Origin of the sequence: Rhodoplanes sp., assembly GCF_013377085.1 — a bacterium.
In the GTDB taxonomy this organism is placed as follows: domain Bacteria; phylum Pseudomonadota; class Alphaproteobacteria; order Rhizobiales; family Xanthobacteraceae; genus Rhodoplanes.
This window is the reverse complement of sequence record NZ_JACAAX010000055.1, coordinates 19,904-45,233: the sequence shown is the minus strand read 5'-3', so window position 1 is coordinate 45,233 and position 25,330 is coordinate 19,904. Positions and strand designations below refer to the sequence as shown.

The window sequence follows — 25,330 nt, the reverse complement described above, 5'->3', positions numbered from 1 at the left end:
GAGCCCTTGAATCAGCCGACGATCCGCCCTGCAAGCAAATTGAGTACGGACCCTAAGCCTCCTCCTCCTCCTCCGCTGGCGCCACCCCGCGGGGCATGTCCGTTGCGATCAGATGCGTCACGGCCGGAAAGCCCGGCGCGTTGAGGGCGCGGATCTCGTCCTGCAGCACGCGGGCCGCGCGGGTGATGCGCTCGTGTTGGCGCAAATGCTCGAGCCACGACTCGACCATGAAGGTCTCGACGAAGCGGCCCTCGGCCGCCGCGTCGTCGAAGACGGCCCACGCATAGGCGCCGTCGCGGCGGCGCTCGTGCTCCATCACGGCGAGCTTGTCCAGGAACGTGTCGCGGTCCTTCGGATCGATGCGGTACTCGATGCTCACCATCACGGGGCCGCGGTCGGGCGCCACGTCCTGCGACAGCACCGGCTGCGGCCAGTGCATCGACGGCGACAGATCCACGCCGAGCCCGGTCTGCAGTTTTGCCCCCTTGGTCAGCGGAATGGCGGCCAAAAGGCCGGCGGCGGCGATCAGCAGCGTCCATGGCAGCCCGATCTGTCCGGCGAGCTTGCCCCACACGAGGCTGCCGAGCGTCATCGCGGCCGACATCACGGTGACGAAGACGGCGAGCCCGCGTCCGCGCACCCAGTCGGGCAGCGCCACCTGGGCCGAGACGTTGAGGCTCGACAGCACCTGGATCCACGCCGCGCCGGCGATCAGGCTGGCGGCCAGTGCCGGCGCGGGATGGCGGGCGAGCGCGAACAGCACCAGCGCCACGGCCGTGCCGATCGTGCCGGCGGCGACCAGCCGGTCGGCGCCGAGCCTCGCCTTCAGGCGCGGCAGCGCGATCGCGCCGAGCAGTGCGCCGACGCCGATGGCGCCCAGCATCACGCCGTAGAGCTGCGGGCCGCCCTCGACCCGGTCGCGGGCGATCAGCGGCAGCAGCGCCCAGTAGGCGCTGGCGAACAAGAAGAAGCCGACGCTGCGGGCGAGCGTCGCGCGCAGATGCGGATTCCTCCGCGCATGCCGCAGGCCGATCCGCACGGCGTTGCCGAAGCGCTCGGCCGGGAGCTGGCTCAGGCGCGCGCCCTTGGTCTGCCACCAGGCGAGCGCCGCGATCACCAGCACGAAGCCGAGCGCATTGAGCAGGAACGGCGCGGCGAGCCCGAATCCGGCAATGGCGAGGCCGGCGAGCGCCGGGCCGATCGCCCGGCTGATATTGATGCCGACGCTGTTGAGCGCGACGGCGCTCGGCAGCTCGGCTTTTGGCACGAGCTGCGGCACCACGGCCTGCCAGGCCGGCGCCACCATGGCGGCGCCGACGCCGGCCGCGAACGTGAAGCCGAGCACCAGCGTCGGCGTCGCGCCGCCGACGAGCACGATCAGCCCGAGCAGCGCCGAGGCCATGAGCGTCGCGGCCTGCACGGCGATCAGCAGGCGGCGGCGGTCGACGATGTCGGCGAGCGCGCCGGCCGGCAGCGCGAAGAGCGCCATCGGCAGCATAGTCGCCACCTGCACCAGCGACACGGTGAGCGGGTTCGGGTCGAGCACGGCGATCAGCCAGCCGGCGGCGGCGTTGTACATCCAGGCGCCGACATTGCTGATCACGGTGGCGCTCCACAGCACCGTGAAGGTCTTGTGGCGGAACGGCGCGAACGCGCCGGGTGTGGCGGAACCGGGCACCGGCGCGGCGGGGGCGGGGGATGTCATGGGCCGACGCTAGCGGCGGGGCCCGCGGTCATCAACATGCGCGCCGGCCGTGCCGTCATGCGCGCGCCGATGCAATCCGTCGTGACGGCGCCGTGAACGTCCGTCCGAGGGCTGCCCTGCGTCCCGACGAAGTGCTTCGAGATACGAGGTTTTCCCGGTCTGGAGAGCGTCGGGCTTGCGGCCCCGGCGGGCGTCGGCCAGGGCGCTTGCCAGCAGAACGCATGAACCTCTGCGAAGGGGGTGCCGGCGTTTCCGTGTCCCACATCGAAACGAAATCCGTAAAGTTTTACGATGCCGACCGTCTCCACATCTACCAAGTGGCCAGATGCGGCTCGCGCATAAGCATCGATTTACTGCCATGTGTTTCACTGGATTCTCGGCGGTCCCTCGAGGCTCCTCGCTTCGTAGCTGCAGAGGACAGGATGGCGGTTCGGTTGGTCGTCCGGGTGTGGCGCCTCATGGCTCTGGGGCTGGCCGTCTGTGTCGCGCCCGTGGGGGTCGCGGCCGGTGACGCGCCGCTGCGGATCGGCGGCACCGGAATGGCGCTCGCCGCCATGCGGCAGATCGGCGACAGCCTGCGGACTGCGGCACCGGACATCCGGGTCGAGGTGATGCCGAGCCTCGGCACGCCCGGCGGGCTGCGCGCCCTCGCGGCCCGGGCCATCGACATCGCCGTCGCCGGACGCAACCTCACGGCCGAGGAGCAGGCGACCGGTCTGGTCGAGGCTGGCTGCGCGACCACACCGCTCCTGTTCGCCTCGTCGCATCCGGCGCCGGCCGGGATTCGCCTCGCGGATCTGCCGACCCTGTATGCGAATCCGGGCCCGGCTTGGCCGGACAGCACTCCCCTGAAGATCATTCTGCGGTCGCGCGCCGGATCCGAAAACGGCTACCTGGTCGCCCTGGGGCCGGCGATGGCTCCGGCGCTGGAGCATGCCTACAAGCGGTCCGGCGTGCCGATCGCCACCACCGACCAGGAGAACGCCGAGATCGCCGTGCGCACGGCCGGCTCGTTCGCCATGATGTCGTTGCTGCAGGTCCGCGCCGAGCGGCTCGACCTGCGGCTCGTCACGGTGGACGGTATAACGCCCGCGGTCGCGGCCGTGGCGGACAAGACCTATCCGATGTCGGCGAGCATCTGCCTGGTGCTGCCGGCGGCGCCGAAGCCGGCCGCGACAGCGTTCGTGGCCCATCTCCGGTCCGAGGCGGGACGCGCGCTGATCGCCTCGCTCGGCGCGACGCCGTTCGAGTAGCGCCATGACCGTCACCCGTTCCTTCGCCCATCTGAACCGTGCCGTGCTGATCATCGCCGGCCTGGTCGGTGCGCTGGCCGGCATCGGCGGCCCGGTGATGTTCGGCGTCACCGTCTACACGACCGCGGAATCGCGGCTCGCCTACCGGACCGAGCTGGCGGCCCGCCGGGTGGCCGAATACGCCTATGTCCAGGGCGACATCTGGCGGTTCGCGTCGCACCGCGTCGCCGACTTCATCGGCTTTTACCGGATCGACGAGCACCAGAGCGTCACCGAGCCCGGGGGAGGGCTGGTGGCGGAGGTCGGCGCTCCGATCGAAGGCCCGGCGCTGCGGGTTGACAAGCCGATCGTCGCCCACGGCACGACGGTCGGTATCGTCCACGCGGAGATCAGCCTGATGCCGCTGCTGGTGCGGATCGGCGTGGTCGGACTGTTCGGCCTCTGCATCGGCGTCGCCATCTTCGTGTCGGCCTATCTGGTGCCGCTGCGCTCGCTGCGTCGCGCGGTCGCCGAGCACGAGGAGGTCCAAGGCAATCTGCGCGGCCAGATCGAGCAGACTCGGGCCGCGCTGCAGCTCGCCAGGGAGGCGACCGCCGCCAAGGCGAGCTTCCTGGCCATGATGAGCCACGAGATCCGCACGCCTATGAACGCCGTGATCGGCCTGTCGTCGGCGCTGCTCGACACCAGGCTCGATCCCGAGCAGCGCCATCTCGCCGACACCATCGTCCGCTCGGGCGGCGACCTGCTGCGGCTGCTCAACGACATTCTCGATTATTCCAAGCTCGACGCCGGGAAGGTCCAGCTCGAGGCGCTGCCTTTCTCGGTGGTTGCCGTGGTCGAGCAGACCGTCAGGATCATCGAGGCGCGCGCCACCGAGAAAGGCCTGCCCCTGCGGGTCGCCCTCGATCGTGACGTGCCCGCGCTGCTGATCGGCGATCGCGCCCGCCTGCAGCAGGTGCTGCTCAATCTGGTCGACAATGCCGTCAAGTTCACGGCGGCCGGCAGCGTCGAGGTCGCGCTGCGCTGCACTGGCCGGACGGCGACGACCGCAACCCTCGAATGCGCCGTGCGCGACACCGGCATCGGCATCGCGCCCGAGCAGATCGGCCGGCTGTTCGGTGAGTTCGCCCAGGCCGACACCTCGATCAACCGGAAGTTCGGCGGCACGGGTCTCGGCCTCGCCATCTCGAAGCGGATCGTCGAGCAGATGCACGGCACCATCCGGGTCGACTCGACGCCGGGTGTCGGCACGACCTTCACGGTCACGGTGACCCTGCCGATCGGCGAGGCGCGCATGCAGGCCGCGGCCGCGCCGGTGGAGAAACCGTCCGAGCCGCTGCCGCCGAAGGGCCCCGGCCGTTCCCTCGCGGTGCTGCTCGCCGAGGACGACCCCACCAACCAGCTCGTCTTCTCCAAGCTTCTGGAGAGCGTGCCATCGACGCTCACGATCGCGGCGAACGGCCGCGAGGCGCTGGAGCAGGCGCGCGGGCGCACCTTCGACGTCGTGTTCATGGACATGCGGATGCCGGAGATGGACGGGCTCGAGGCGACCCGCGCCATCCGGGCGCTCGGCGGTGCCTGGACCAGCATCCCGATCGTGGCGCTGACCGCCAATGCCTTCGCCGAGGACGTGCGGGCCTGCTTCGACGCCGGCATGAACGACTTCATCGCCAAGCCGCTGCGCAAGGCCGTATTGCACGACCGCATCCGCCGGGTGCTGGCCGGCGAATCGGTGACATCCCCACACCCGACCGACGCGGCGGCCTGACGGGGGGCGGGGTACCGCACAGCAGGGCTGCCGCCGCGATGCCTCACGCCAGTCTTCGTTGTCATCGACCTTCATCGTCATTGCCGGGCTTGACCCGGCAATCCATCGATCTTCGAAAGAATCTCTTTTCAAGCGATGGATTCGCGGGTCGAGCCCGCGAATGACGAGTCGGAGTTTGTGAAGACTGGGATCACGCCATGCCGATCGCCTCGGCGATGGCGACGGTGCGGCGCGCCATCTCGGCATGCAGCCGCTCGACCATGCGGCCGTCGATCTGCACCACGCCCTTGCCGCGGTTCTCCGGCTGGTCGAACACGGCGATCATCTTCTTGGCCAGCGCGACCTCGTCGACGCTCGGCGAGAACACCTCGTTGCACGGCTCCACTTGGTTGGGATGGATCAGCGTCTTGCCGTCGAAGCCGAGGTCGCGGCCCTCGGCGCATTCGTGCTTGAAGCCGTCGAGGTCGGACAGGTTGTTGTAGACGCCGTCGATGATGTCGAGCCCATAGGCGTGGGCGGCGAGCACGCAATTGGCGAGCCAGCCGGTCATCGGCGCGCGGCCCGGCACAAGGCGGACGCGGGTCTCCTTGGCGAGGTCGTTGGTGCCCATCACGAAGCCGCCGAGCCGCGTCTCGCTGTCGGAGGAGGCGGCGGCGAGCTCGCGGATGTCGAAGATGGCGAGCGGCGTCTCGATCATGGCCCAGATGCGGACGCGCGGATCGGCATGCATGTCGAGCAGGCGCTGGCCGATCATCTCCAGCGTCTTGGGAGACGACACCTTGGGGACCAGGATGACGTCCGGCCGGGCCGGCACCGCGGCGTCGATGTCGTCGCTGAACCACGGCGTCTCGACGGCGTTCACCCGTACGAACACCTCGCGGCGGCCGAACCCACCGCCCTTGACGGTGGCCGCGACCAGCTTGCGCGCCTCGGCCTTGGCGTCCGGCGCGACCGAATCCTCGAGGTCGAGGATGACGGCGTCGATCGGCAGGGTCTTGGCCTTCTCCATGGCGCGGGTGTTCGAGCCCGGCATGTACAGCACGCTGCGGCGCGGACGGATGCTCATCGTCTATCTCCGGAAAGGCGTTGGCCCGCCCGGCTTCTCGCGGGCTGAGCGGCGAAGCGACCCTAGAGCATTTACCGCCGGGGAGGGAACCGGCTTTTCCGGGAAAAGCCGCGCCGGCAAGGTGGGGTCCGGGGCGGGGTGCCCACCCTCAGGAACATTTATGGATCATGAATCGATGGCGGGGGTGAACGGGTGCCCCGGCGGTTGGTTCGCCGCCTTCGTGCCGCCGGAGGGCTCCCGTTCGCCGGCGCGACGGGCTCGCTCGGCCATTCTCCGATCCGCTGCCGCGCGACCGCCATGGGCTTTTCGTGGCGATCTGGGCGGGAGTGGCTCCGGCGACGTCCGCAACGCCCTCATCACGTGTCATGGCCGGGCTTGTCCCGGCCATCCACGTTCTTGTTCGTTGAAATTCAGAAAAGACGTGGATGCCCGGCACAAGGCCGGGCATGACGAGTCGGAGGTCTTGACAGTCTCAGATCGTCTGGTTGTAGGCGCCGACCTCCGGATGCGTGCGCAGGACGCCGTCGACGGCGGCGAAGATGTCGCGCATGCGGGCCTCCGACACCGGGCTCTCGACCACGACGACCAGCTCCGGCTTGTTGGAGGAGGCACGCACAAGCCCCCAGGTGCCGTCCTCGACGGTGACGCGGATGCCGTTGACCGTCACGAGGTCGCGGATCTTTTGCCCGGCGACGAGCGCGCCCTTCGCCTGCGCTTCGGTAAAATGCTTCACCACGGCGTCGACCACGCCGTACTTGGTCTCGTCGTCGCAATGCGGCGACATGGTCGGGGACGACCACGTCTTCGGCAGTGCGTCTTTCAGCTCAGACAGCGTCTTGCCGGGGTTGCGGTCCAGCATGTCGCAGACCGCCAGCGCCGAGACGAAGCCGTCGTCGTAGCCACGGCCGAACGGCGTATTGAAAAAGAAGTGCCCCGACTTCTCGAAGCCGACCAGCGCGCCCAGCTCGTGGGTGCGACGCTTCATGTAGGAGTGGCCGGTTTTCCAGTACTCGGTCCTGGCGCCGTTCGCGATCAGCACCGGGTCGGTCGAGAACAGGCCGGTCGACTTAACGTCGACGACGAACTGCGCGTTCGGATAGAGCGCCGAAATGTCGCGTGCGAGCATCACGCCGATCTTGTCGGCAAAAATCTCGTCGCCCTTGTCGTCGACGACGCCACAGCGGTCGCCGTCGCCGTCGAAGCCGAGGCCCGCGTCGGCGCCGTTCTCCAGCACCGCATCCCGGATGGCGTGGAGCATTTCCAGATCTTCTGGGTTCGGATTATAGCGCGGGAAGGTGAAGTCGAGCTCGACGTCGAGCGGCACCACCTCGCAGCCGATCTTTTCAAGAATCGCCGGCGCGAAGGCGCCCGCCGTGCCGTTGCCGCAGGCGCAGACCACCTTCAGCTTGCGCTTCAACGGCGCCCGGTTCGTCAGGTCGGCGATGTAGCGTTCCGGGAAATTCTCGACGAACCGGTAGGCGCCGCCCCCCAAAAGATCGAAGTCGGCGGCCAGCACGATCTCCTTCAGGCGCGTCATCTCGTCGGGCCCGAAGGTGAGCGGCCGCGCCATGCCCATCTTCACGCCGGTCCAGCCGTTGTCGTTGTGCGACGCCGTCACCATGGCGACGCAGGGCACGTCCAGCGCGAACTGCCCGAAATAGGCCATCGGCGTGATCGCCAGCCCGATGTCGTGCACGGTGCAGCCGGCGGCGAGCAGGCCGGAGACCAGCGCGTATTTGATCGATGCCGAGTAGCTGCGGAAGTCGTGTCCGGTGACGATCTCGGGTTTTACCCCGGCACGGCGGATCAGCGTGCCGAGCCCCATGCCGAGCGCCTGCACGCCCATCAGGTTGATCTCTTTCTCGAACAGCCAGCGCGCGTCGTACTCGCGAAAGCCGGTCGGCTTCACCAGCGGCTGCGACTCGAACGCGTAGGTGTTGGGCGAGAGGGCGGCACGGGGCAGGGGGTACATGGGGACCTTCTTCTCAGACGAGCACCCGATCTCGAATTTCGGCAGATCGATGATCCACACGACCCCGGGCTTCTCGTGATGACGTGACCGTCCTCTTGCGTTCCCTCCCCCCTTGTGGGGGAGGGACAGGGAGGGGGGTGGACGCTTGCGCCGGAGAGTGGGGTTACCCCCCTCCCCAGCCCTCCCCCACAAGGGGGGAGGGAGCAGGCCGGGGCAGCGCTCTGCTCCAGCCATCAGAGTCGGTGTGATCGCGTGTCACGCCGCCGCCGTGCCTTCGCCGGCCAGTGCCGCGCCGACGATCGCCTTCGCCTCAGAGACGATCGCCTGCAGATGGACGGCGTTGCGGAAGCTCTCGGCGTAGATCTTGTAGATGTTCTCGGTGCCGGACGGGCGCGCCGCGAACCAGCCGGCCTCGGTCGTCACCTTCAGGCCGCCGATCGCCGCGCCGTTGCCCGGCGCGTTGGTGAGCTTCGCCGTGATGGCGTCGCCGGCCAGCTCCTTGGCCGTCACGGCGGCGGGCGACAGCTTGCCGAGCCGCGCCTTCTCGTCCGGCGTCGCGGCCGCGTCGATGCGGGTGTAGAACGGCGCGCCGAACTCCCGCGTCAGCTCCTGGTAATGCTCGCCCGGGTCTTTTCCGGTGACGGCCGTGATCTCGGCGGCCAGGAGATCCATGATCAGGCCGTCCTTGTCGGTCGTCCACGTCGTCCCGTTGCGACGGAGAAAACTCGCGCCGGCGCTCTCCTCGCCGCCGAAGCAGATGGAGCCGTCGACCAGGCCCGGGACGAACCATTTGAAGCCGACCGGCACCTCGGAGAGGCGCCGCCCGAGCTTCTTCACCACGCGGTCGATCATGCTCGACGACACCAGCGTCTTGCCGACGGCCGAGTCGGTCGGCCAGTCCTTGCGGTGGGTGAGCAGGTAGCGGATCGCGACCGCGAGATAATGGTTCGGGTTCAAGAGCCCGGCCGAGGGCGTGACGATGCCGTGCCGGTCCGCATCGGTGTCGTTGCCGAAGGCGACCTGATAACGGTCTTTCAGCGTCACCAGGCTCGCCATCGCATACGGGCTCGAGCAGTCCATGCGGATCTTGCCGTCGTGGTCGACCGTCATGAAGGCGAACTGGAAGTCGATGTCCTTGTTGACGATGTCGATGTCGAGCCCCCAGCGCGCATTGATCGGCGCCCAGTAGGGCAGGCCGGCGCCGCCGAGCGGGTCGACCGCGAGCTTCAGCCCCGCCGCCTTGATGGCCGCCATGTCGACGACGTTGTCCAGGTCGTCCACATAGGGCTGGACGAAGTCCTCGCGATGCGTCGTCTCGGCGGCGAGCGCGCGCTCGAGCGGGATGCGCTTGACGCCGCGGTTGCCGTCGCGCAGCAGCGCGTTGGCGCGGTTCTCGATCCATTTGGTGGCGTCGGTGTCGGCCGGTCCGCCATGCGGCGGATTGTACTTGAAGCCGCCGTCCTCGGGCGGATTGTGCGACGGCGTGATGACGATGCCGTCGGCGAGATGCTGCTTGCGGCCGCGGTTGTGGACCAGGATGGCGCGCGAGATCACCGGGGTCGGGGTGTAGCCGTCGTCGCGCTGGACCACGGCCGTGACGCCGTTGGCGGCGAGCACCTCCAGGGCGCTGCGCTCGGCCGGGCGCGACAGCGCATGGGTGTCCTTGCCGAGATAGAGCGGTCCGTCGATGCCCTGGCCGGCCCGGTACTCGCAGATCGCCTGCGAGATCGCCAGGATATGCGCCTCGTTGAACGAGCCGGCGAGCGAGGTGCCGCGGTGGCCCGAGGTGCCGAAGGCGACCCGCTGGGTGGCGTCGTCCATGTCGGGGGTGCGCTCGTAATAGGCGCGATCGAGGCGGCCGAGATCGACCAGCAGCTCAGCGGGCGGATGCTTGCCGGCGAGGGGAGAAATCGTCATCGCTCTGTCCCTGGGTCGGGTCGGGACCTGGCCGGGTCTGACCGGGTCCGGCGGAAAACGCCGGCCAATCTACCGTCCCCGTCCCGGTTTGGCACGCGGGGTTTTGGCGCTGCGATACGTCGTGCCGGGGCACGGAGAGCCAGGACTCCCGACCCGTCATGCCCGCGCTCGTCGCCCGCGTCCAGGTCTAAAAACGGCGTCGCGACAAGGACGTGGATGGCCGGGACGGAGCCCGGCCATGACTGTGGAGGAGGGTGGGCGCCGGCGTCACTGCTCCAGCACGAGCCGGCCGTTGCGGTGCTCGAAGCGCACGCGCGACAGGAACGACATGCCGAGCAGGTTCTGGGTCAAAACCTCGTCGGGCAGCACCAGGGCGGCGACGTTGTAGACGACGAGGCCGCCGACATCGACCCGGGTGATCTCGGTCGGCGCCGCCATCACGGTGCCGTTGGCGGTCGAGACCCGCGCCGTGAAGTCGCGTGCCGCCGGGCGGACGCCGAGGCGCGCGGCGTCGCTCGCCTTGAGTGCGATCACCGAGGCGCCGGTGTCGACCAGGAACGACATGCGGCGGCCGTCGAGGGTGCCGTCGGTCTGGAAATGGCCGCGGTCGTCGGGCCGCAGCGTCAGGCTGCGATAGCCGGAGGAGGCGGGCGTGACCGGCGCGGCGACCGGCGCCGTGCGGGCGGTGGCGTCAAGATAGAGTTTCGGCGCAAACGCGCCGATGGCGAGCGCCAGGAGCGCGAAGACGAGGATGCTGCGCATCGCGAATCCCTCGAACAGACGAGGCGGCATTGCAGCACGCCGGCGCTGAGCGGGAGGCTAACGGCGGCGCCGGACTTTGGGACGATGGTGAAGAGAGTGTCGGCCGGATCACTATAAGTGCTCGAGGTTCGGCGTTCTTACCTCTCCCCGCGTGCGCTCTACGGGATGCACACATCGCTTGCCATGCATGAGATCGTCATGCGCGGGCTCGACCCGCGCATCCATCCTGCTTCGCAAGAAGACTTGTTTAGCAGAACGATGGATCGCCGGGTCAAGCCCGGCGATGACGCCGATGGGTGAGGTCGCTCCCTGCCAAACCGCGAACTGCCTCGACAATACGAGATGTGTGCATCCTGAAACGCACGCGGGGAGAGGGCCTCACGTCCCCCGCGGCTTGGCGCGGTGGGTCGCCGGGGCCGTCAGCGGGTCCTCGGGCCACGGGTGCTTGGGGTAGCGCCCGCGTAGATCGGTGCGCACGTCGGCGTAGGAGCCGCGCCAAAATGTCGGCAGGTCGCGGGTGATCTGCACGGGCCGGTGCGCCGGCGACAGAAGCTCGACCACCAGCGGCACGCGGCCGCCCGCGACGGTGGGGTGGCGGTCGAGGCCGAACAGCTCCTGCACTCTTATGGCGAGCTTGGGTCCCTCCGCGCTCTCGTAGTCGATCGGCACGCGCGAGCCGGACGGCGCCTCGAAATGGGTCGGCGCCTCGTGGTCGAGCTTTTTGCGCAGGTTCCACGGCAGCAGAGCGTGCAGCGCGTTGGAGAGATCGTCGGCACCCAACTCGGCGAGTGTGGTCTTGTCGGAGAGGGCAGGCGCCAGCCAGTCCACGATGGTGGCGAGCAGGGTGTCGTCCGACAGGTCGGGCCACTCCTCGCCCTCGTGCCGGTGCAAGAAGTTCACCCGGTCGCGCCATTGCGTCAGACCTGTCGACCACGGCAGGCGGGCGAGGCCGAGGCTGCCGATGTTTTCCGCGAGGCGGCGGGCGGTCTCGTCGTTGGGCACGACCTTGACGGGGCGCTCGGCGAGCGCGACGGCGCCGAGGCGCCGGGCCCAGCGGGCGCGAAGACTGGCAGAGGCGGGATCGAACGTCACCTCGTCGGTCTCGACGATGCGGTCGGCGAACAGCGCCTCGATGTCCTCGATGGCGACGGGCGCGGCGAGCAGCACCCGGCTGTTGCCGGCGCTGCCGGCGAGCTCGGCCACGGTGAGGAACGACTCCCGGGCGAGCGCGGAGGCGGGGTCGACGGTGGCGCCGCGGCCGCTCGCCAGCAGCACGGCACCGGTTCCGCCGCCCCGATTCCTGGCGACCCGATCTGGATAGGCGAGCGCCAGCAGGGCGCCGGCCGTTTTCTCGGCGCTGCCGGACAGGCGAACGCCGTCCGGGAGGCCGACGCTGCCGGCGATGCGGCGCCCGGCCGTGGCGATCTCGGCCCAGCGCGCCGCCATCCGGCGTGCGTCCTCGGCCCGGCGGGAGCGGTCGCGCCGCAGCCCGTCGACGCGGTGGCGGATGTCCGGGTCGGTACCGCCGAGCCCGCGCTCGGTCACCACCACGGCGATGTCGGCGGCGAGCGGGGCGGCGCCGAGCCCGGCCGCCGCCAGCACCATGCGGGACAGCCGCGGCGGCAGCGGCAAGGCGCGCAGGCGCTGGCCCAGATCGGTGATCCGCCCGTCGGCATCGAGGGCGCCGAGCGCCCGTAAGAGCGCGCCGGCCTCCGCCAGTGCGGGGGCGGGGGGCGGGTCGAGAAACAAGAGCTTGGCCGGATCCGTGACGCCCCAATGGGCGAGGTCGAGAACGAAGCCGGTCAGGTCGGCGGCGAGAATCTCGGGCTGGACGAAGGGTTCGAGCGAGGCCGTCTCGCGCTCGTCCCACAGGCGCCAGCAGACCCCGGGCTCGGTGCGGCCGGCGCGGCCGCGTCGTTGATCCGCCGCGGCACGAGACACCCGGACGGTTTCCAGCCGGGTCAGCGCCAGATCCGGCTCGTAGCGCGGCACCCGCGCGAGGCCGGAATCGACCACCACCCGGACGCCCTCGATGGTCAGCGAGGTCTCGGCGATCGAGGTCGCCAGCACCACTTTTCTACGGCCCGGCGGGGCCGGCGACACGGCGCGGTCCTGCACGTCGGCGTCGAGCGCGCCGTAGAGCGGCACCACGTCGACGGCCGGGTCGGCGATCTTTTCGCCCAGCAGGGTCTCGGTGCGGCGGATCTCGGCGGCGCCGGGCAAGAACACCAGGATCGAGCCGGTCTCGGCGCGCAGAGCCCGCAGCACCGCCTCGGCGACCTGTGGCTCCAGGTGCTTGCCGGGATCGCGCGGAAGATGCCGGGTCTCGACCGGGAAGGCGCGGCCTTCGCTGGCGATCACGGGGGCGTCGCCCCGCACCGCGTCGCCGAGGCTCTTGGCGATGCGCGCCCCATCGATGGTGGCGGACATGACCAGGAGCTTCAAATCCTCGCGAAGACCCTGCTGGGCGTCGCGGGCGAGCGCGAGGCCGAGATCGGCGTCGAGCGAGCGCTCGTGGAACTCGTCGAACAGCACGGCCGCGACGCCTTCCAGGATCGGGTCGTCCAGGATCATGCGGGTGAAGACGCCCTCGGTGACCACCTCGATGCGGGTCCGGCCGGAAATCTTCGAGCCGAACCGCACCCGGTAGCCGACCGTCTCGCCGACGGCCTCGCCCAAGGTGGCGGCCATGCGGGCGGCGGCGGCGCGGGCCGCGAGCCGGCGCGGCTCCAGCACCAGGATCTTTTTCCCCTTCGCCCAGGGCTCTTCGGCCAGCACCAGCGGCACCCGGGTGGTCTTGCCGGCGCCGGGCGGCGCCACCAGCACGGCGGCGTCGCGCGCCGCGAGGGCGGCGACCAGCGCCGGCAGGGCCTCGTCGATCGGCAACGGCACGTCGAAACGGTGAAAATCAGTCATGCGCGTTCCAATAACACCTCGACCCCGCCGCCATGATCCGCGCGGGGCGCCGGCTGCCCACGTCCTTGTGTCTGGACAGCGCCGGCTCCGCACGGCTTTTCTGCCCGCCGGCGCCCCGTGCCGGTGCGGACCAGGCGATGGACGGGTGGACCTACACCCCCTGGATTAACCGCAATTCCAGACCCCCCTTGCGGGCAGGCCCGATTCTTGCCCTCTTAACGGGGGCGTAACCTAATTCTGTCCGGAATCGGGACTCGGTTCGGGACAGGGCAGACGCCACAAGCAGGCTAGGACGGACGATGGCAACCCCCGTGCCCACCGACGCCGCCCGGATCGACTGGGTCGACACCGCCAAGGGCGTCTGCATCATCATGGTCGTCATGCTGCACTCGACCTTCGGGGTCGAGCTGGCGGTCGGCGGCGAAGGCTTCATGCACGCTTTCGTGGCGTTCGCGAAACCGTTCCGCATGCCGGACTTCTTCCTGATCTCCGGCCTGTTCCTGGCGCGCGTGATCGACCGCGACTGGCGCACCTACACGGATCGCAAGGTGATCCACTTCGCCTATTTCTATCTGCTGTGGATGACCATCCAGCTCGTCGTGAAGGCGCCGGGGCTCGCCTCCGAGCACGGCTGGGCCGGCGTGCCGGGCCAGTATGCGCTCGCCTTCATCGAGCCGTTCGGGACGCTGTGGTTCATCTATATGCTGCCGATCTTCTTCGTGGTGACCAAGGCGGCCCGCCAGCTCCGCATCCCGCCGCTCGCCCTGTGGCTGGTGGCGGCTGCGCTGGAGATCGCGCCGATCCACACCGGCTGGACCGTGCCGGATGAGTTCGCTGCCCGTTTCGTCTACTTCTACACCGGCTTCCTGCTCGCGCCCCGCGTGTTCGCCATGGCCGAGGCGGCGTCGGCGCGCCCGCTGGCGGCGTTCGCGGGCCTCACTGTGTGGGCGCTGGTCAACGGTGCGCTGGTGTTCGGCGGCTACTCCGACCTGCCGCTGGTCTCGCTCGCGCTCGGCTTTGCCGGCGCCTGTGCCGTGATCGTGCTGTCGGTGCTCCTCGCCAAGGCCTGGGTGTTCGCGCCGATCCGGTTCTGCGGCGAGCACTCGATCGTGGTCTATCTCGCCTTCTTCCTGCCGATGGCGGCGACCCGCGCCGTGCTGCTCCACACCGGCGTGATCGACAGCGTCGGGGCGGTGTCGCTGATCGTCACGGCGGCCGCCATCGCCGGGGCGATGGCGATGTGGTGGGTGGTCCGCAACACCCGCTTCGCCTTCCTGTTCACGCGGCCCGACTGGGCGCATCTCGTGCTCCGCCGCGCGCCCGCCGGCGGCCGCCTGCAGCCGGCCGAGTAGGCGCCGACGCGTCGACCCCGGGCAGAGGAACCTCCGATGGCCCTTCGAGTCGTCCGCCTCGGGACGCCGCGCCTCGCGCAGGAAGGGACCCGGATCGGGACGGTGCGCCGGCCGCCGCGCGGCGTGCGGAAAGAGGATTACGCGGCGGAGAACTGGTTCGACGTCTGGCTTCCCGAGCTCGCGCCGAGCCTGCCGTTGATGGCGAAGGCGCATGCGGCGGCGACGACCGCCGAATGGAAGGCCTTCACGCGCGCCTTCCGGGCCGAGATGGCGGCGCCGACGCCGAAACACCTCCTCGATCTGCTCGCCACCCTGTCGCACGGCGCGAATGTCTCGATCGGCTGCTATTGCGGGGACGAGGCGCACTGCCATCGCGGCGTGCTGCGCGAGCTGCTCGTCGCGTGCGGCGCCTGGATCGAGTGAGCGCCCGGCGGCGCCATCGTCGCCCGGACGGTCCTGTAATGCCCCGGAACGACGGCAAATAGGCCCGCGGAGTTACGTTTTCATCGTTGTTGACAGTCGGGCCTGTCAGGATCGCTATACATCGGATATTCGCGGCGGTGCGATGCAACTCTTGCCGGTCCAAGCATTGTCGAAGCGACTAATTCGGTATTTTCGACGGACGATCATCGACGTATCTCCCTGGCTGGTTCGCCGTCGAGGTAGCGGTATGAGCGTCGAATTGCATCGCGGCCTTTCCGGTCGAAAAAGATGTCGCGACGGAGTCGTCACGACATGACCGCAGCGAAGACATTGCGAAGGATTGTTTACGGCAAACCATAGAGGGTATCCCGATGTCAGAGAGAAGCCTGTCCGGCCTGACGGAAGCGGAAGCGATCGAGTTCCACAATCAATTCAAGACGACGTTCAGTGCATTCGTCGTCATCGCCGTGCTCGCACACGTGCTGGTGTGGGCCTGGAAGCCTTGGTTCTGAGCGAGAGGAAATAGATTATGGCTAACCCGGCAGACGACTACAAGATTTGGCAGGTCATCAACCCGTCGACGTGGCTTCCGGTCATCTGGATCGTGGCGTTGCTCGTCGCGATCGCCGTGCATTCCTTCGTCCTCAACAATCCGCGCTACAATTTCATCAACGATAAGACGGCCGCCGAGAAGGTCGTGAAGAAGTAGCATCGACGCCGGGGTCGGTCACTGGCCCGGCGTCGTCGTCGAAACCTCGGCCGGCCATTGCAGCCGGGACGCTGACTTCGACGACGATGCAATACGGTTGCTGATGGACCGTTCGCGCAGGCGCAGGGGGAATTTCGCCCCCTGCATGGCGTGGCCGGTCCATTGGCCTTGCGGGTAAGGCGTCACGCGGTTCTCCATCGGGTATCGTGGATTGCCCTGCACCGCAGAGTATAGAACCAGGACCCAGGCCGCCGCCGGACGTCCTCATGTCTGCTGGACGTTTCTCGCGACTCGAAAAGGCAACGGAGGCTTACGTGGTTATTTCTGGTGAGAGTACCGTCGTCATTCTGCTCGTCGGCGTTTTGGTCGGCTGGTGGGCCAACAGCATCGGACGCGGCCTCGGCTTCGATCTGATCGGCGATGTCTTTGTCGGCATCGTCGGCGCTCTGGCCGGCACCTGGCTTGCCCGTCGCTACGGCGTGCAGATTCCGGTGAAGCTGATCGGGCCGGCCATCACGGCCGCGGCCGGTTCGGGCATCCTGCTGGTCGCCCTGCGATACGCGGAAGGCTTCTGGAAGGCACAGCCCGGCCGATAGCGCCCCTCGTCTCGGCGCCTTCCCGATCGAGGCGAGCGCCGGCTCGCGAAGACGGACGAGATACGGGCGAGACGACGCCGGCTTCGGCATTGTCGTCCCAAAGACGCCGGCCCCTTGGTGCAGTGGACTGGCGCAGCCGGCCGAGAGTGTATAGTTCGGGGCCCGATTCCGTAGCCCCGAGTCCTGCATGTCCGCCGAACCGCTCGCCCGCCCGCTCCGCAAGGGCGACCACGTCTTCCTGATCGACGGGTCGTCCTTCGTGTTCCGCGCCTATTTCGCCATGTTCAAGGCGGCGCAGAGCCGGGGCCGCGCGTTCACCCGCTCCGACGGGCTGCCGGTCGGCGGCGTGATGGCGTTCTGCAACATGATGTGGAAGCTGTTGCGCGAGGGGCTCGACGGCGTCAACCCGACCCACATGGCGGTGGTGTTCGACTACTCGGGCAAGACCTTCCGCAACGACATCTTTTCCGACTACAAGGGCCACCGCCCCGAGCCGCCCGACGAGCTGATCCCGCAGTTCCCGCTGATGCGCGACGCGGTGCGGGCCTTCGGCCTCATCCCGATCGAGCAGGAGGGCTTCGAGGCCGACGACCTGATCGCCACCTATGCGCGTGTCGCCCGCGAGGCGGGGGCCGACGTCACCATCGTGGCCGGCGACAAGGATTTGATGCAGCTCGTGCGCGACGGCGTCCTGATGTACGACCCGATGCCCGGCAACGAGCGCCGCATCGGCCGCGACCAGGTGATCGAGAAGTTCGGCGTGCCGCCCGAAAAGGTGCCGGACGTGCAGGCGCTGATCGGCGATCCGACCGACAACGTGCCGGGCGTGCCCGGCATCGGCGTGAAGACCGCGGCGCAGCTCATCGGCGAGTACGGCGACCTCGACGCGCTTTTGGCGCGCGCCGGCGAGATCAAGCAGGAGAAGCGCCGCCAGACGCTGCTCGACAATGCCGACACGGCGCTGATGTCGCGGCGGCTCGTGCTGCTCGACGACCATGTCGACGTCGCCTGTCCGCTCGACGATCTGCTGCTCGACGGCCGTGACGCGACGAAGCTGATCGCCTTCCTCAAGGCGATGGAGTTTTCCACGCTGACCCGGCGTGTCGCCGAGGCCCTGGCGATCGATCCGAACGACATCGAGGCCGATCCGGTTTTGCGCGCCAATGCATCGGTTGACGCATCCGCAGGGGCGCCCGCTGCCGCCGGCGAGCCGGTCGGCGAATCAGCTCCGGCGCCGCGCCGCGCCGGCGCCTCGGGCCAGCTCGGCTTCGACCTCGGCGACACCCGTCCGCCGCCGGCGGCGCGACCGAACGGCGGCGGCGCGATCGTCGTCACGCCGGAGGCGCTGGCGGCGAGCCGCAAGGACGAGCTTTCGAAGCAAAAGCTCGACCGCACCGGCTACGCGCCGATCGGGGATGTCGCGACGCTGGAAAAATGGATCGCCGCGGCGACCGACCAGGGCTTCGTCGCGCTCGACATCGTCACCACCTCGTCGGATCCGATGCGCGCCGATCTGGTCGGTCTCGCGCTGGCGCTGGCGCCGGGGCGCGCCGCCTATGTGCCGCTCGGCCATCGCCGCGGCGACGATCTTCTTGAAGGCGGCGGTCTGTTTCCGGGCCAGGTCGATCTCGGCGAGGCGCTGGCGCGGCTCGAGCCCATGCTGGAGAGCCCGGGCGTCCTCAAGATCGGCCACGATCTCAAGGCCGACCTGCACGCGCTGATGCGTCACGGCATCGAGGCGGTGGCGATCGACGACGTACAGCTCATGTCCTATGTGCTCGACGCCGGCATCGCCCCGCACGGGCTCGCCGATCTCGCCCACCGGCATTTCGGCCACGAGGCGCTGGCGCTCGCCGACATCGCCGGCAAGGGCAAGGCCCAGGTGCCGTTCGAGCAGGTGGAGATCTCGCGCGCCTGCCCCTATTGCGCCGAGCAGGCCGACATGGCGTTGCGGCTGTGGCGGCTGTTCCGCGCCCGCCTCGTCGCCGAGCACATGACCACGGTCTACGAGACGCTGGAAAGGCCTTTGGTGCCGGTGCTGATGCGCATGGAGCGGCGCGGCATCGCGATCGACCGCGAGATCCTGTCGCGCCTTTCGGGCGAGCTCGCCCAGAAGGCGGCCGCGCTGGAGGACGAGGTTCAAAAGCTCGCCGGCGAGCCGTTCAATCTGGGCAGCCCGAAGCAGCTCGGCGACATCCTGTTCGGGAAGTTCGGCCTGTCCGGCGGCAAGAAGACCAAGACGGGTGCATGGTCGACCTCGGCCAACGTGCTCGACGAGCTCGCCGAGCAGGGCCACGTTCTCCCGGTCAAGCTTTTGGAATGGCGGCAACTGACGAAGCTGAAATCGACTTACACGGATCTGCTGCCGACCTTCGTCAATCCGCAGACGCGCCGGGTGCACACCACCTTCGCGCTCGCCGCCACCACCACGGGGCGGCTGTCGTCGGCCGATCCCAATCTGCAGAACATCCCGGTCCGCACCGAGGAGGGCCGAAAGATCCGCCGCGCGTTTGTCGCGCGGCCCGGCACCAAGCTCGTGTCTGCGGACTATTCGCAGATCGAGCTGAGGCTCTTGGCCGAGATCGCCGACATCCCGGCGCTCAAGACCGCGTTCAGCGAGGGCATCGATATCCACGCCCTGACCGCGTCCGAGATGTTCGGGGTGCCGGTCGCGGGCATGCCGGCCGAGGTGCGCCGCCGCGCCAAGGCGATCAATTTCGGCATCATCTACGGCATCTCGGCCTTCGGCCTGGCCAATCAGCTCGGCATTCCGCGCGAGGAGGCGGGCGCCTACATCAAGCGCTATTTCGAGCGATTTCCCGGCATCCGCGACTACATGGAAGCGACCAAGCTGTTTTGCCGCACGCATGGCTACGTGGCGACCCTGTTCGGCCGGAAGTGCCACTACCCGGACATCGGCGCGTCGAACCCGTCGCTGCGCGCCTTCAACGAGCGCGCCGCCATCAATGCGCGCCTGCAGGGCACGGCGGCCGACATCATCCGCCGCGCCATGGTGCGGATGGAGGGCGCGCTCGCCGCGGCGAAGCTCACGGCCCGCATGCTCCTGCAGGTGCACGACGAGCTGGTCTTCGAGGTGCCGGACGGCGAGGTGGAGAAGACCCTGCCGGTGGTGACGCGCGTGATGGAACAGGCCGCCATGCCGGCCGTCGCGCTCTCGGTGCCCCTGCATGTCGATGCCCGCGCCGCCGACAATTGGGACGAGGCGCATTGATGCACCCGGAGCGCTGGATCAGCTTCGGTCGCGCAGCGGCTGGAAGCTGATTTTCAACCGATGGTCGATGTTGGCTTGATAGCCGATTGAATTACCGACACTCGATCGATCGTCGACTTCCGTATTTCACAATAACGGAAGCGCTGGAGACCAACGCCTGCCGATCATCCGGTGGATGGCTTCGCTGCATCAGTCCGCGTTCGCATAAGACGCCGAAGCTCGCGGCTTCAGGCGAAGGTCGGCTACGCCCCCGTCAGCCGCCGCGACACGGACCTCGACCGTCGTCCGGATGGTGCCGGAGGGCAGTCGCGGCCCCGAGTCGTCCGCATTGATCGCCAACCGATGGGTCCGCTCGGTGATCAGAGTCACCGCGTCGCTGTCGCGGCGCTATTGAGGCTGGAAATCGACGCTTTTGAGCAGCGCGACCACACGCGGCACCTCACCGGCGATGAAGGTCTCCGTCTGGTCGATCGATTCCGCCACCGGTTCGAGAAACCAGCCCTGCAGCTTCTTGACGATTTCGGGATCGGCCATCGCTTCGCGCATGACGTCGTTGATGCGCTGGCGGATGTCCACCGGCGTGCCCTTGGGCGCCCAGATGCCGTACCAGGAATCCGCGACGAAATCGGGCACACCGGCCTCGATCATGGTCGGGATTTGCGGCGCCAAGGGTGAGCGCTGGCGTGAGGTGACGCCGATCGCGCGGAGCCTGCCGTCGAGCGCCGCCGGCACCATCGTGAACGCGGAATCGACCATCAACTGGACGTGCCCGCCGAGCACGTCGGTCAGGGCCGGAGCGGCGCCGCGATAGTACGCAAGGGTGAATTTCACGCCCGTCCGGCGCATGAAATCGATGGCCGCCAGATGGGCGGGCGCTGTGAGCGAGGGGACCGCAAAGGTCCACTCCTTGGGAGCGCGCTTGGCTGACTCGAGGATCTCGGTAAGCGTCCGCTCGGGTCGCTGCGGCGCTATGACCATCACCAGCGGGGCGCTGGCGGTTCGCGCCACGCATTCGAAATCCTTCTGCGGATCGAAGGTGGCGCCGCGCAGAACCAAGTTCAACACGACGTGATTGATGGCAGAGCCGAGCAGCGTATACCCGTCGGGTTTCGCCTGCATCACCGCGGTCGTGCCGACCACGCCTGCGCCGCCCGGGCGGTTCTCGACGATTATAGTGGCGCCGAGCTTGTCCTGCAGGCGCTCGGCGGCGAGTCGTGCCATGCCGTCGACGCCCGCACCGGCCGGGAACGGCACGACCATGCGGATCGGTTGGCCGTGCGGCCAAGCCGATTGCGCATGCACGGCCGGTCTGGCGAGCGCGCTCGCCAGGGTCATGCCGCCGCCGATCAGGAAGCTGCGTCGTCGCATCGTCGTTCTCCTTTTGCGATGGTGCGCAGCGCGGGCGCACTGCATGTCCCGGACGACCTGACAGTCGAAGAGAGGTGCCTGTGCGGCGTGCCTCGTGGTGGTCCTGCGAGAACGGCGCAGACGGTTTGCCGGAACGTCATGGCAAGGGCCGCTCGTTGCCCTGGGAGGTCGTGGGAAAGTATCCTTCCGAGGCACGCTTCAGAACGTCGTCACGATCGAGTCCCTGCAGTCCGAGCAACGGGATGAGCGTGTTGTCGGCGGTGAAGTCCCGGCCCAATGCCGCCGACGCCAGGTCGATCGTCGCCTCGTGGAGGGGAGCCGCGATGCCCGCCGAGCGCGCCATCGCGGCGGCGAACACCAGTCCGTACGAGATGTCCTGCGCGAAATAGCGATGCGCGATGTCGCGTGGGCCGCGCGGGCCGCGCCCGGCGGCGAAGAGCGTGGCGTTCATCTCGGCCATCGACCCCAGCGGAATGCGGAAGGATCGATGAAAGTGCTCGTTCACGCTGTGGATCTCGTGCCCGAAGGCGGCGCCGATCGCGATCCGTTCCCGGTCCAGGGCTTCCATCAACCGGCCGACCGACGGTGTCGTGTGGCCGTAAGGCGCCCATGTTTCGCCGTGCTCGACGCGCGAGACGTTCAGGAGACAGACCGGGACGTGGAAGATCGGGTTGCAGTTCGAGAGAAGCGCGATGGCGAGCGCATCGGTTCTCGTCGCGAACCGGTCACCGAACAGCGTTCGGCAGGTGGCGATCCCGGCGTCGCGCATGTCGCCCGGCATGACCGCCGCGTCGATGCGTGGCCGGATCGTGCGGATATCGACGGTGAGCGGTCCGGTGCGGTGCGCCGTGGCGATCGCCGTGCTCCAGGAGACGACCGGAAGGCGGATGCCGCGATCGTGGAGAAGACGTGAGAGATAGACTGCGCCGAGCGAGTGCGCCGCCTCGATGATGACGGTGGTGCCGGGCTGCAGAAGCGGAGCAACGGCGTCCATCACGTCGGCATGCCCGTTGGCGTCCAGTGCCAGAATGATGGTGTCGGCGCTCGACAGCGCGGTCGGGAGATCGGCGGCGCATGTGATCTCCCAAGACCCGTCGAGGGCCCCTGTCGCCGCGAGCGGCGATGTCGGCGGCATGCCCACGAGGCTTCGCCCTCGGGGCGACCAGACGGCGGGCCGATGTCCCCGATCGGCCAGGACGGCCGCCGTCGCCAGGCCGATCGCGCCGGCTCCGAGGATCGCGACCTTGTCTCCTCGCACGGCGGTCATGGCTCGAGCCTTTCGTGCATGGGCGCTTCCGCGAAGAGCTCGCGGACCCGGATCGCGCTGTCGAGTCCGCGCAGTCGTGCGAGCAGAGCACGGCCGCCGCCGTCTCCCAGGAGCGGACCGACGTTGCGAAGGAACTTCCGGTCCAGCCGTTCGTCCGAGATCGGATTCGTCGGTTTTCCGGTCGCCGCCGCCTGAAGATGCGAGATGCTGCGGCCGTCCCTCAACGTCAAGGTCACCCGCGTGGCCTCCGTCGCCAGCCTGCTGACCTCGTCGTCGTCGAACAGCGCGGCCTTGTGCATCGTCACCCGGCCCATCACGGATCGGATCGCGTCATCGCGGACGGTCTCCTCCGTCAGCAGGTCGGCGGTGAAGTGGCCGTGGAGGAGGATGCACGCGATGGCGAACGGCATCGAGAACTGGGCCTGGGTCACCGAATCCGGACGAGGAAAGGTCAGGTTGCTGGCGATGTGGCTCGTGACGTCGCAGCGCACCTCGACGATGTCGGCGCGATCGATCGCGTGACGGTCGATCAGGTGTTCGAGCGCTTCCGCCGCCGCCTGAATCGACGAGCAGGCCGGGTACTCCTTGAAGGAGGTGCCGACGTCGGCGAAGTGTCCGAGCGTCGCGAAGGCGGCCGCATTCCATTGTCCGCCGTTGACCACCTGCACGAGGCCACGAAAGCCTTCGACGGCATCCGCTGGAGCCTGCGCCCCGGCCTTCGCCAGAACGGCTGCCCGGACACCGGTCTCCGCGGCACGGCCGACCAGGCCAGGCTTCATGTCGGATCCCACCGCGATGCGCAGACCGCCGGCCTGTATCGCAGCGATCGCGATCGCCTGGCTGGCGCGGATCGAATCGAGGCGGAGAATGCGCGCACAAGCGGCGGCCGCGCCGATCGGGCCGAGAACCGCGCTGTTGAACCAGCCGCGATAGAAGAGGCTGTCCTTGTCCTTGCGGTAAGGCGATTCCGACAGCGCTTCGGCGAGGACACGGACCACCTCGGTCCCGATCGCGAAAGCCGTGACGACATCGGCCCCGGGCGCATCCTCCTCCTCGGCGGCCGCCAGGATGGCGGGAAGAAGGACGGCCGGCGCGAACACCATGCCGACATTGAAATTGGCGTCGAAGTCCAGAACGTGCGCCGCAACGGCGTTGACGTGGGCTGCGCCGGGCGCGACGAGCGCGACGCCGGACACGCCGATCAGGCTCGACCGGCCCGCCCGCCATTCGGCGAGGGCCTGATCGCGCGTCATGCGGGCGAACGGCATATTCGCGCCTGCGAAGCCGACGCCGATGCCGTCGACGATCGCGCGGCGGGCGGCCGCGCGGGCGGACGGCGGAACGTCATCGTGCCCGGTGTCGGCCACGAAAGCCCCCAGCGTCTGCGCGACCGTCGTGTCGGCGGAGGCCCGGGTCATCGGCAGCGGTCCTGTTCGTTTGCGCCCCAGGCCGCAGCCCGAGACAGGCGACCGCCAATGCGTGACGCACGGGTCGCCTAGTCGAAAATTCCAAGTCGCCCCGCCGAACGCGCCGGCCCGGCGGCCGGGAGTGGGCCGAAAGTTCTCGTCCACGAGGCGTCGATCGATCGCACGACCGCGGCGCTGCGTCAACAAAATTGACACTATCTGGCAAAACAAGAAATTGACAGATAGTGTCGACCGATCAGGGCGACGGTCACTTCCGGGCGAAGCCGCGAGGACTCCTCGAATCCAACGATGTCGACTCTGCCGGCCCGTGACGGAGCGGGCATTGTCAGGACACTCGCCGAAGCCGTTTGCGCCGTGGCACGCCTGCGCGAGTCGCGACAGCAGACCGCGACAGCAGACGGATCAGAATCGCTCCTGCCGGCGAGCAAAGGAACACGCCGCGGCGCCGCGTGTGCCGGAGTGGAGCTGTCGGGGTGGGACGCTCTCCGCGCACGGCGGCTCGTCGGGCCATCGATGACGGGAGACGAGACACGCCGCGCGGCCCGATGATCACGGCGTTTGACGGGCCCGGTCGTGTTCTTTAATCACGGCGGCAATCCCTCGATGGGCCAAACCTATGCGCAGACCGAGTCAGGTATTGTCCGTCCTTCAGTTGTTCGAGGCCGGCGATGCCGTCTGGACAGTCGAAGAGATCGCGCAAAGGCTCGGCGTGTCGGTCCGCACCGCGTATCGGACGGTCGCCGAGCTGACGCAGAACGGCTTTCTGGATCCCGGATCAGGGGAAGGCTACGTGCTCGGCCCCGCATTCATCCGGTTCGACCGGATCATCCGCCAGAGCGATCCGTTGATTCGCTTCGCGTCACCCGGCATGGCGGAGCTGCTCGCCGCTTACGGTCGGAGAGCGGCAGTGCTGCTGTGTCGTCGCTTCCGCGACTGCGTCATGTGCGTTCACAGCCTCGAGAGCGAGCCCTCACGCCCCATGGCGAGTTACGAGCGCGGTGTCGGAATGTCGCCGTTTCGCGGCGCCCCGGCCAAGATCATGCTGTCCTTCCTTCAGGATCGCGTGCTGCGTGGCATCTATTTGCGCAACGAGCACGCCATCCGCGCCTCGGGCATCGAGTCGTGGCAGCAGTTCCGCGACGTGCTGCAGGACATCCGCAAGGACGGCTTTGTCGTCACCAAATCGGAGATCGGCAAGAGCCGCGTGGGCATTGCGGCTCCGATCCTGCGCGGAGACCAGATCCTCGCGAGCCTGAGCCTGGTCGTCGAGCCCGGCGCGCGCGCGGACATCGAACGCCTGTCGGCCGTGGTGAAGCGGGTTGCGGCCGACATTTCCGCAAAGTTGACCGCCGCCGACACGGTCGGCAGCCCGTCGAAGGGCCGCGCCGTTGCAAACCGAAAGCAAACCCGCACAGGGCCGCGGCCATCGGCGGTTACGCTCCGCCGCCGCGGGACATAGGCCCGGCGTACCGTCGGCCGATCCGCCAGCCAGCAAGGGCCGGCGGCGATGCACACCGAGGGCGACAAGGCCGTCGCTATGGGGATCGTTGCGCGAATCGTCGCGGTGGTGCCGCAATGCCGCGCCAGGAGAACGATC

The 25,330-nt window shown here is 68.6% G+C and carries 18 protein-coding genes and 1 pseudogene; 9 read left to right on the top strand and 10 right to left on the bottom strand.

Annotated features, from left to right (window positions below):
* Positions 1-52: 52 nt before the first annotated feature.
* Positions 53-1,705, bottom strand: coding sequence for an MFS transporter (locus HXX10_RS26540; RefSeq protein ID WP_296526335.1), 1,653 nt, complete (start codon positions 1,703-1,705; stop codon positions 53-55).
* Positions 1,706-2,127: 422 nt separating this feature from the next.
* Between HXX10_RS26540 and HXX10_RS26535 the strand changes: the two genes are divergently transcribed.
* Together HXX10_RS26535 and HXX10_RS26530 are read left to right on the top strand one after the other, a co-directional pair.
* Positions 2,128-2,958 carry a substrate-binding domain-containing protein gene (locus HXX10_RS26535; protein WP_296526334.1) on the top strand — a complete coding sequence of 277 codons (831 nt, stop codon included), beginning with the start codon at positions 2,128-2,130 and terminating at the stop codon, positions 2,956-2,958.
* Between the two features lie 4 nt (positions 2,959-2,962).
* Positions 2,963-4,726 (top strand): ATP-binding protein, encoded by a 1,764-nt coding sequence (locus HXX10_RS26530; RefSeq protein ID WP_296526332.1) that lies wholly within the window; start codon positions 2,963-2,965, stop codon positions 4,724-4,726.
* A 190-nt stretch (positions 4,727-4,916) separates the two neighbouring features.
* Here the strand turns inward: HXX10_RS26530 and HXX10_RS26525 are convergent, their stop codons facing one another.
* The 5 genes from HXX10_RS26525 to hrpB all read right to left on the bottom strand — a co-directional run bounded on the left by HXX10_RS26525 (position 4,917) and on the right by hrpB (position 13,359).
* Complete coding sequence (locus HXX10_RS26525; RefSeq protein WP_296526331.1) at positions 4,917-5,792, bottom strand: CoA ester lyase; 876 nt, start codon at positions 5,790-5,792, stop codon at positions 4,917-4,919.
* A 472-nt stretch (positions 5,793-6,264) separates the two neighbouring features.
* Positions 6,265-7,764: a phosphomannomutase/phosphoglucomutase gene (locus HXX10_RS26520; RefSeq protein ID WP_296526330.1), complete on the bottom strand. Its 1,500-nt coding sequence runs from the start codon at positions 7,762-7,764 to the stop codon at positions 6,265-6,267.
* Between the two features lie 255 nt (positions 7,765-8,019).
* On the bottom strand, positions 8,020-9,681 hold the full coding sequence (gene pgm / locus HXX10_RS26515; protein ID WP_296526329.1) for a phosphoglucomutase (alpha-D-glucose-1,6-bisphosphate-dependent): 1,662 nt from the start codon (positions 9,679-9,681) through the stop codon (positions 8,020-8,022).
* Between the two features lie 267 nt (positions 9,682-9,948).
* Complete coding sequence (locus HXX10_RS26510) at positions 9,949-10,443, bottom strand: TIGR02281 family clan AA aspartic protease (protein WP_296526328.1); 495 nt, start codon at positions 10,441-10,443, stop codon at positions 9,949-9,951.
* Between the two features lie 378 nt (positions 10,444-10,821).
* The gene (gene hrpB / locus HXX10_RS26505) at positions 10,822-13,359 is read right to left on the bottom strand and encodes an ATP-dependent helicase HrpB (protein WP_296526327.1); all 2,538 of its coding nucleotides are present in this window, start codon (positions 13,357-13,359) and stop codon (positions 10,822-10,824) included.
* Between the two features lie 299 nt (positions 13,360-13,658).
* Here hrpB and HXX10_RS26500 point away from each other — a divergent pair, with 299 nt between their 5' ends.
* From HXX10_RS26500 to pufA, 4 genes and pseudogenes are all read left to right on the top strand, one after another.
* Positions 13,659-14,711: an acyltransferase family protein gene (locus HXX10_RS26500; protein WP_296526326.1), complete on the top strand. Its 1,053-nt coding sequence runs from the start codon at positions 13,659-13,661 to the stop codon at positions 14,709-14,711.
* Positions 14,712-14,747: 36 nt separating this feature from the next.
* A complete protein-coding gene (locus HXX10_RS26495; protein WP_296526325.1) occupies positions 14,748-15,134 on the top strand; it encodes a DUF488 domain-containing protein in 387 nt (128 codons plus the stop codon).
* Positions 15,135-15,505: 371 nt separating this feature from the next.
* Positions 15,506-15,640: pseudogene (gene pufB / locus HXX10_RS26490) on the top strand (light-harvesting antenna LH1, beta subunit); the annotation flags it as partial.
* Positions 15,641-15,663: 23 nt separating this feature from the next.
* The gene (gene pufA, locus HXX10_RS26485) at positions 15,664-15,843 is read left to right on the top strand and encodes a light-harvesting antenna LH1, alpha subunit (protein WP_296526324.1); all 180 of its coding nucleotides are present in this window, start codon (positions 15,664-15,666) and stop codon (positions 15,841-15,843) included.
* A gap of 18 nt (positions 15,844-15,861) precedes the next feature.
* Here pufA and HXX10_RS26480 read toward each other — a convergent pair whose 3' ends face one another.
* Positions 15,862-16,041 (bottom strand): hypothetical protein, encoded by a 180-nt coding sequence (locus HXX10_RS26480; protein WP_296526323.1) that lies wholly within the window; start codon positions 16,039-16,041, stop codon positions 15,862-15,864.
* A gap of 68 nt (positions 16,042-16,109) precedes the next feature.
* Between HXX10_RS26480 and HXX10_RS26475 the strand changes: the two genes are divergently transcribed.
* Together HXX10_RS26475 and polA are read left to right on the top strand one after the other, a co-directional pair.
* On the top strand, positions 16,110-16,439 hold the full coding sequence (locus HXX10_RS26475; protein WP_296526322.1) for a GlsB/YeaQ/YmgE family stress response membrane protein: 330 nt from the start codon (positions 16,110-16,112) through the stop codon (positions 16,437-16,439).
* Between the two features lie 187 nt (positions 16,440-16,626).
* On the top strand, positions 16,627-19,671 hold the full coding sequence (gene polA, locus HXX10_RS26470) for a DNA polymerase I (RefSeq protein ID WP_296526321.1): 3,045 nt from the start codon (positions 16,627-16,629) through the stop codon (positions 19,669-19,671).
* A gap of 387 nt (positions 19,672-20,058) precedes the next feature.
* Here polA and HXX10_RS26465 read toward each other — a convergent pair whose 3' ends face one another.
* The 3 genes from HXX10_RS26465 to HXX10_RS26455 form a co-directional block, all read right to left on the bottom strand.
* Positions 20,059-21,039 (bottom strand): tripartite tricarboxylate transporter substrate binding protein, encoded by a 981-nt coding sequence (locus tag HXX10_RS26465; RefSeq protein ID WP_296526320.1) that lies wholly within the window; start codon positions 21,037-21,039, stop codon positions 20,059-20,061.
* 136 nt (positions 21,040-21,175) lie between these two features.
* Positions 21,176-22,306: an NAD/NADP-dependent octopine/nopaline dehydrogenase family protein gene (locus HXX10_RS26460; protein WP_296526319.1), complete on the bottom strand. Its 1,131-nt coding sequence runs from the start codon at positions 22,304-22,306 to the stop codon at positions 21,176-21,178.
* Positions 22,303-23,724 carry an MmgE/PrpD family protein gene (locus HXX10_RS26455; RefSeq protein WP_296526318.1) on the bottom strand — a complete coding sequence of 474 codons (1,422 nt, stop codon included), beginning with the start codon at positions 23,722-23,724 and terminating at the stop codon, positions 22,303-22,305. Before HXX10_RS26455 ends, HXX10_RS26460 begins: the two co-directional genes overlap by 4 nt.
* A 646-nt stretch (positions 23,725-24,370) precedes the next feature.
* On the opposite strand from HXX10_RS26455, the gene HXX10_RS26450 reads away from it, so the two are divergent.
* Entirely contained in the window at positions 24,371-25,192 is an 822-nt protein-coding gene (locus tag HXX10_RS26450; protein WP_296526317.1) for an HTH domain-containing protein, read from the top strand.
* Positions 25,193-25,330: the final 138 nt, after the last annotated feature.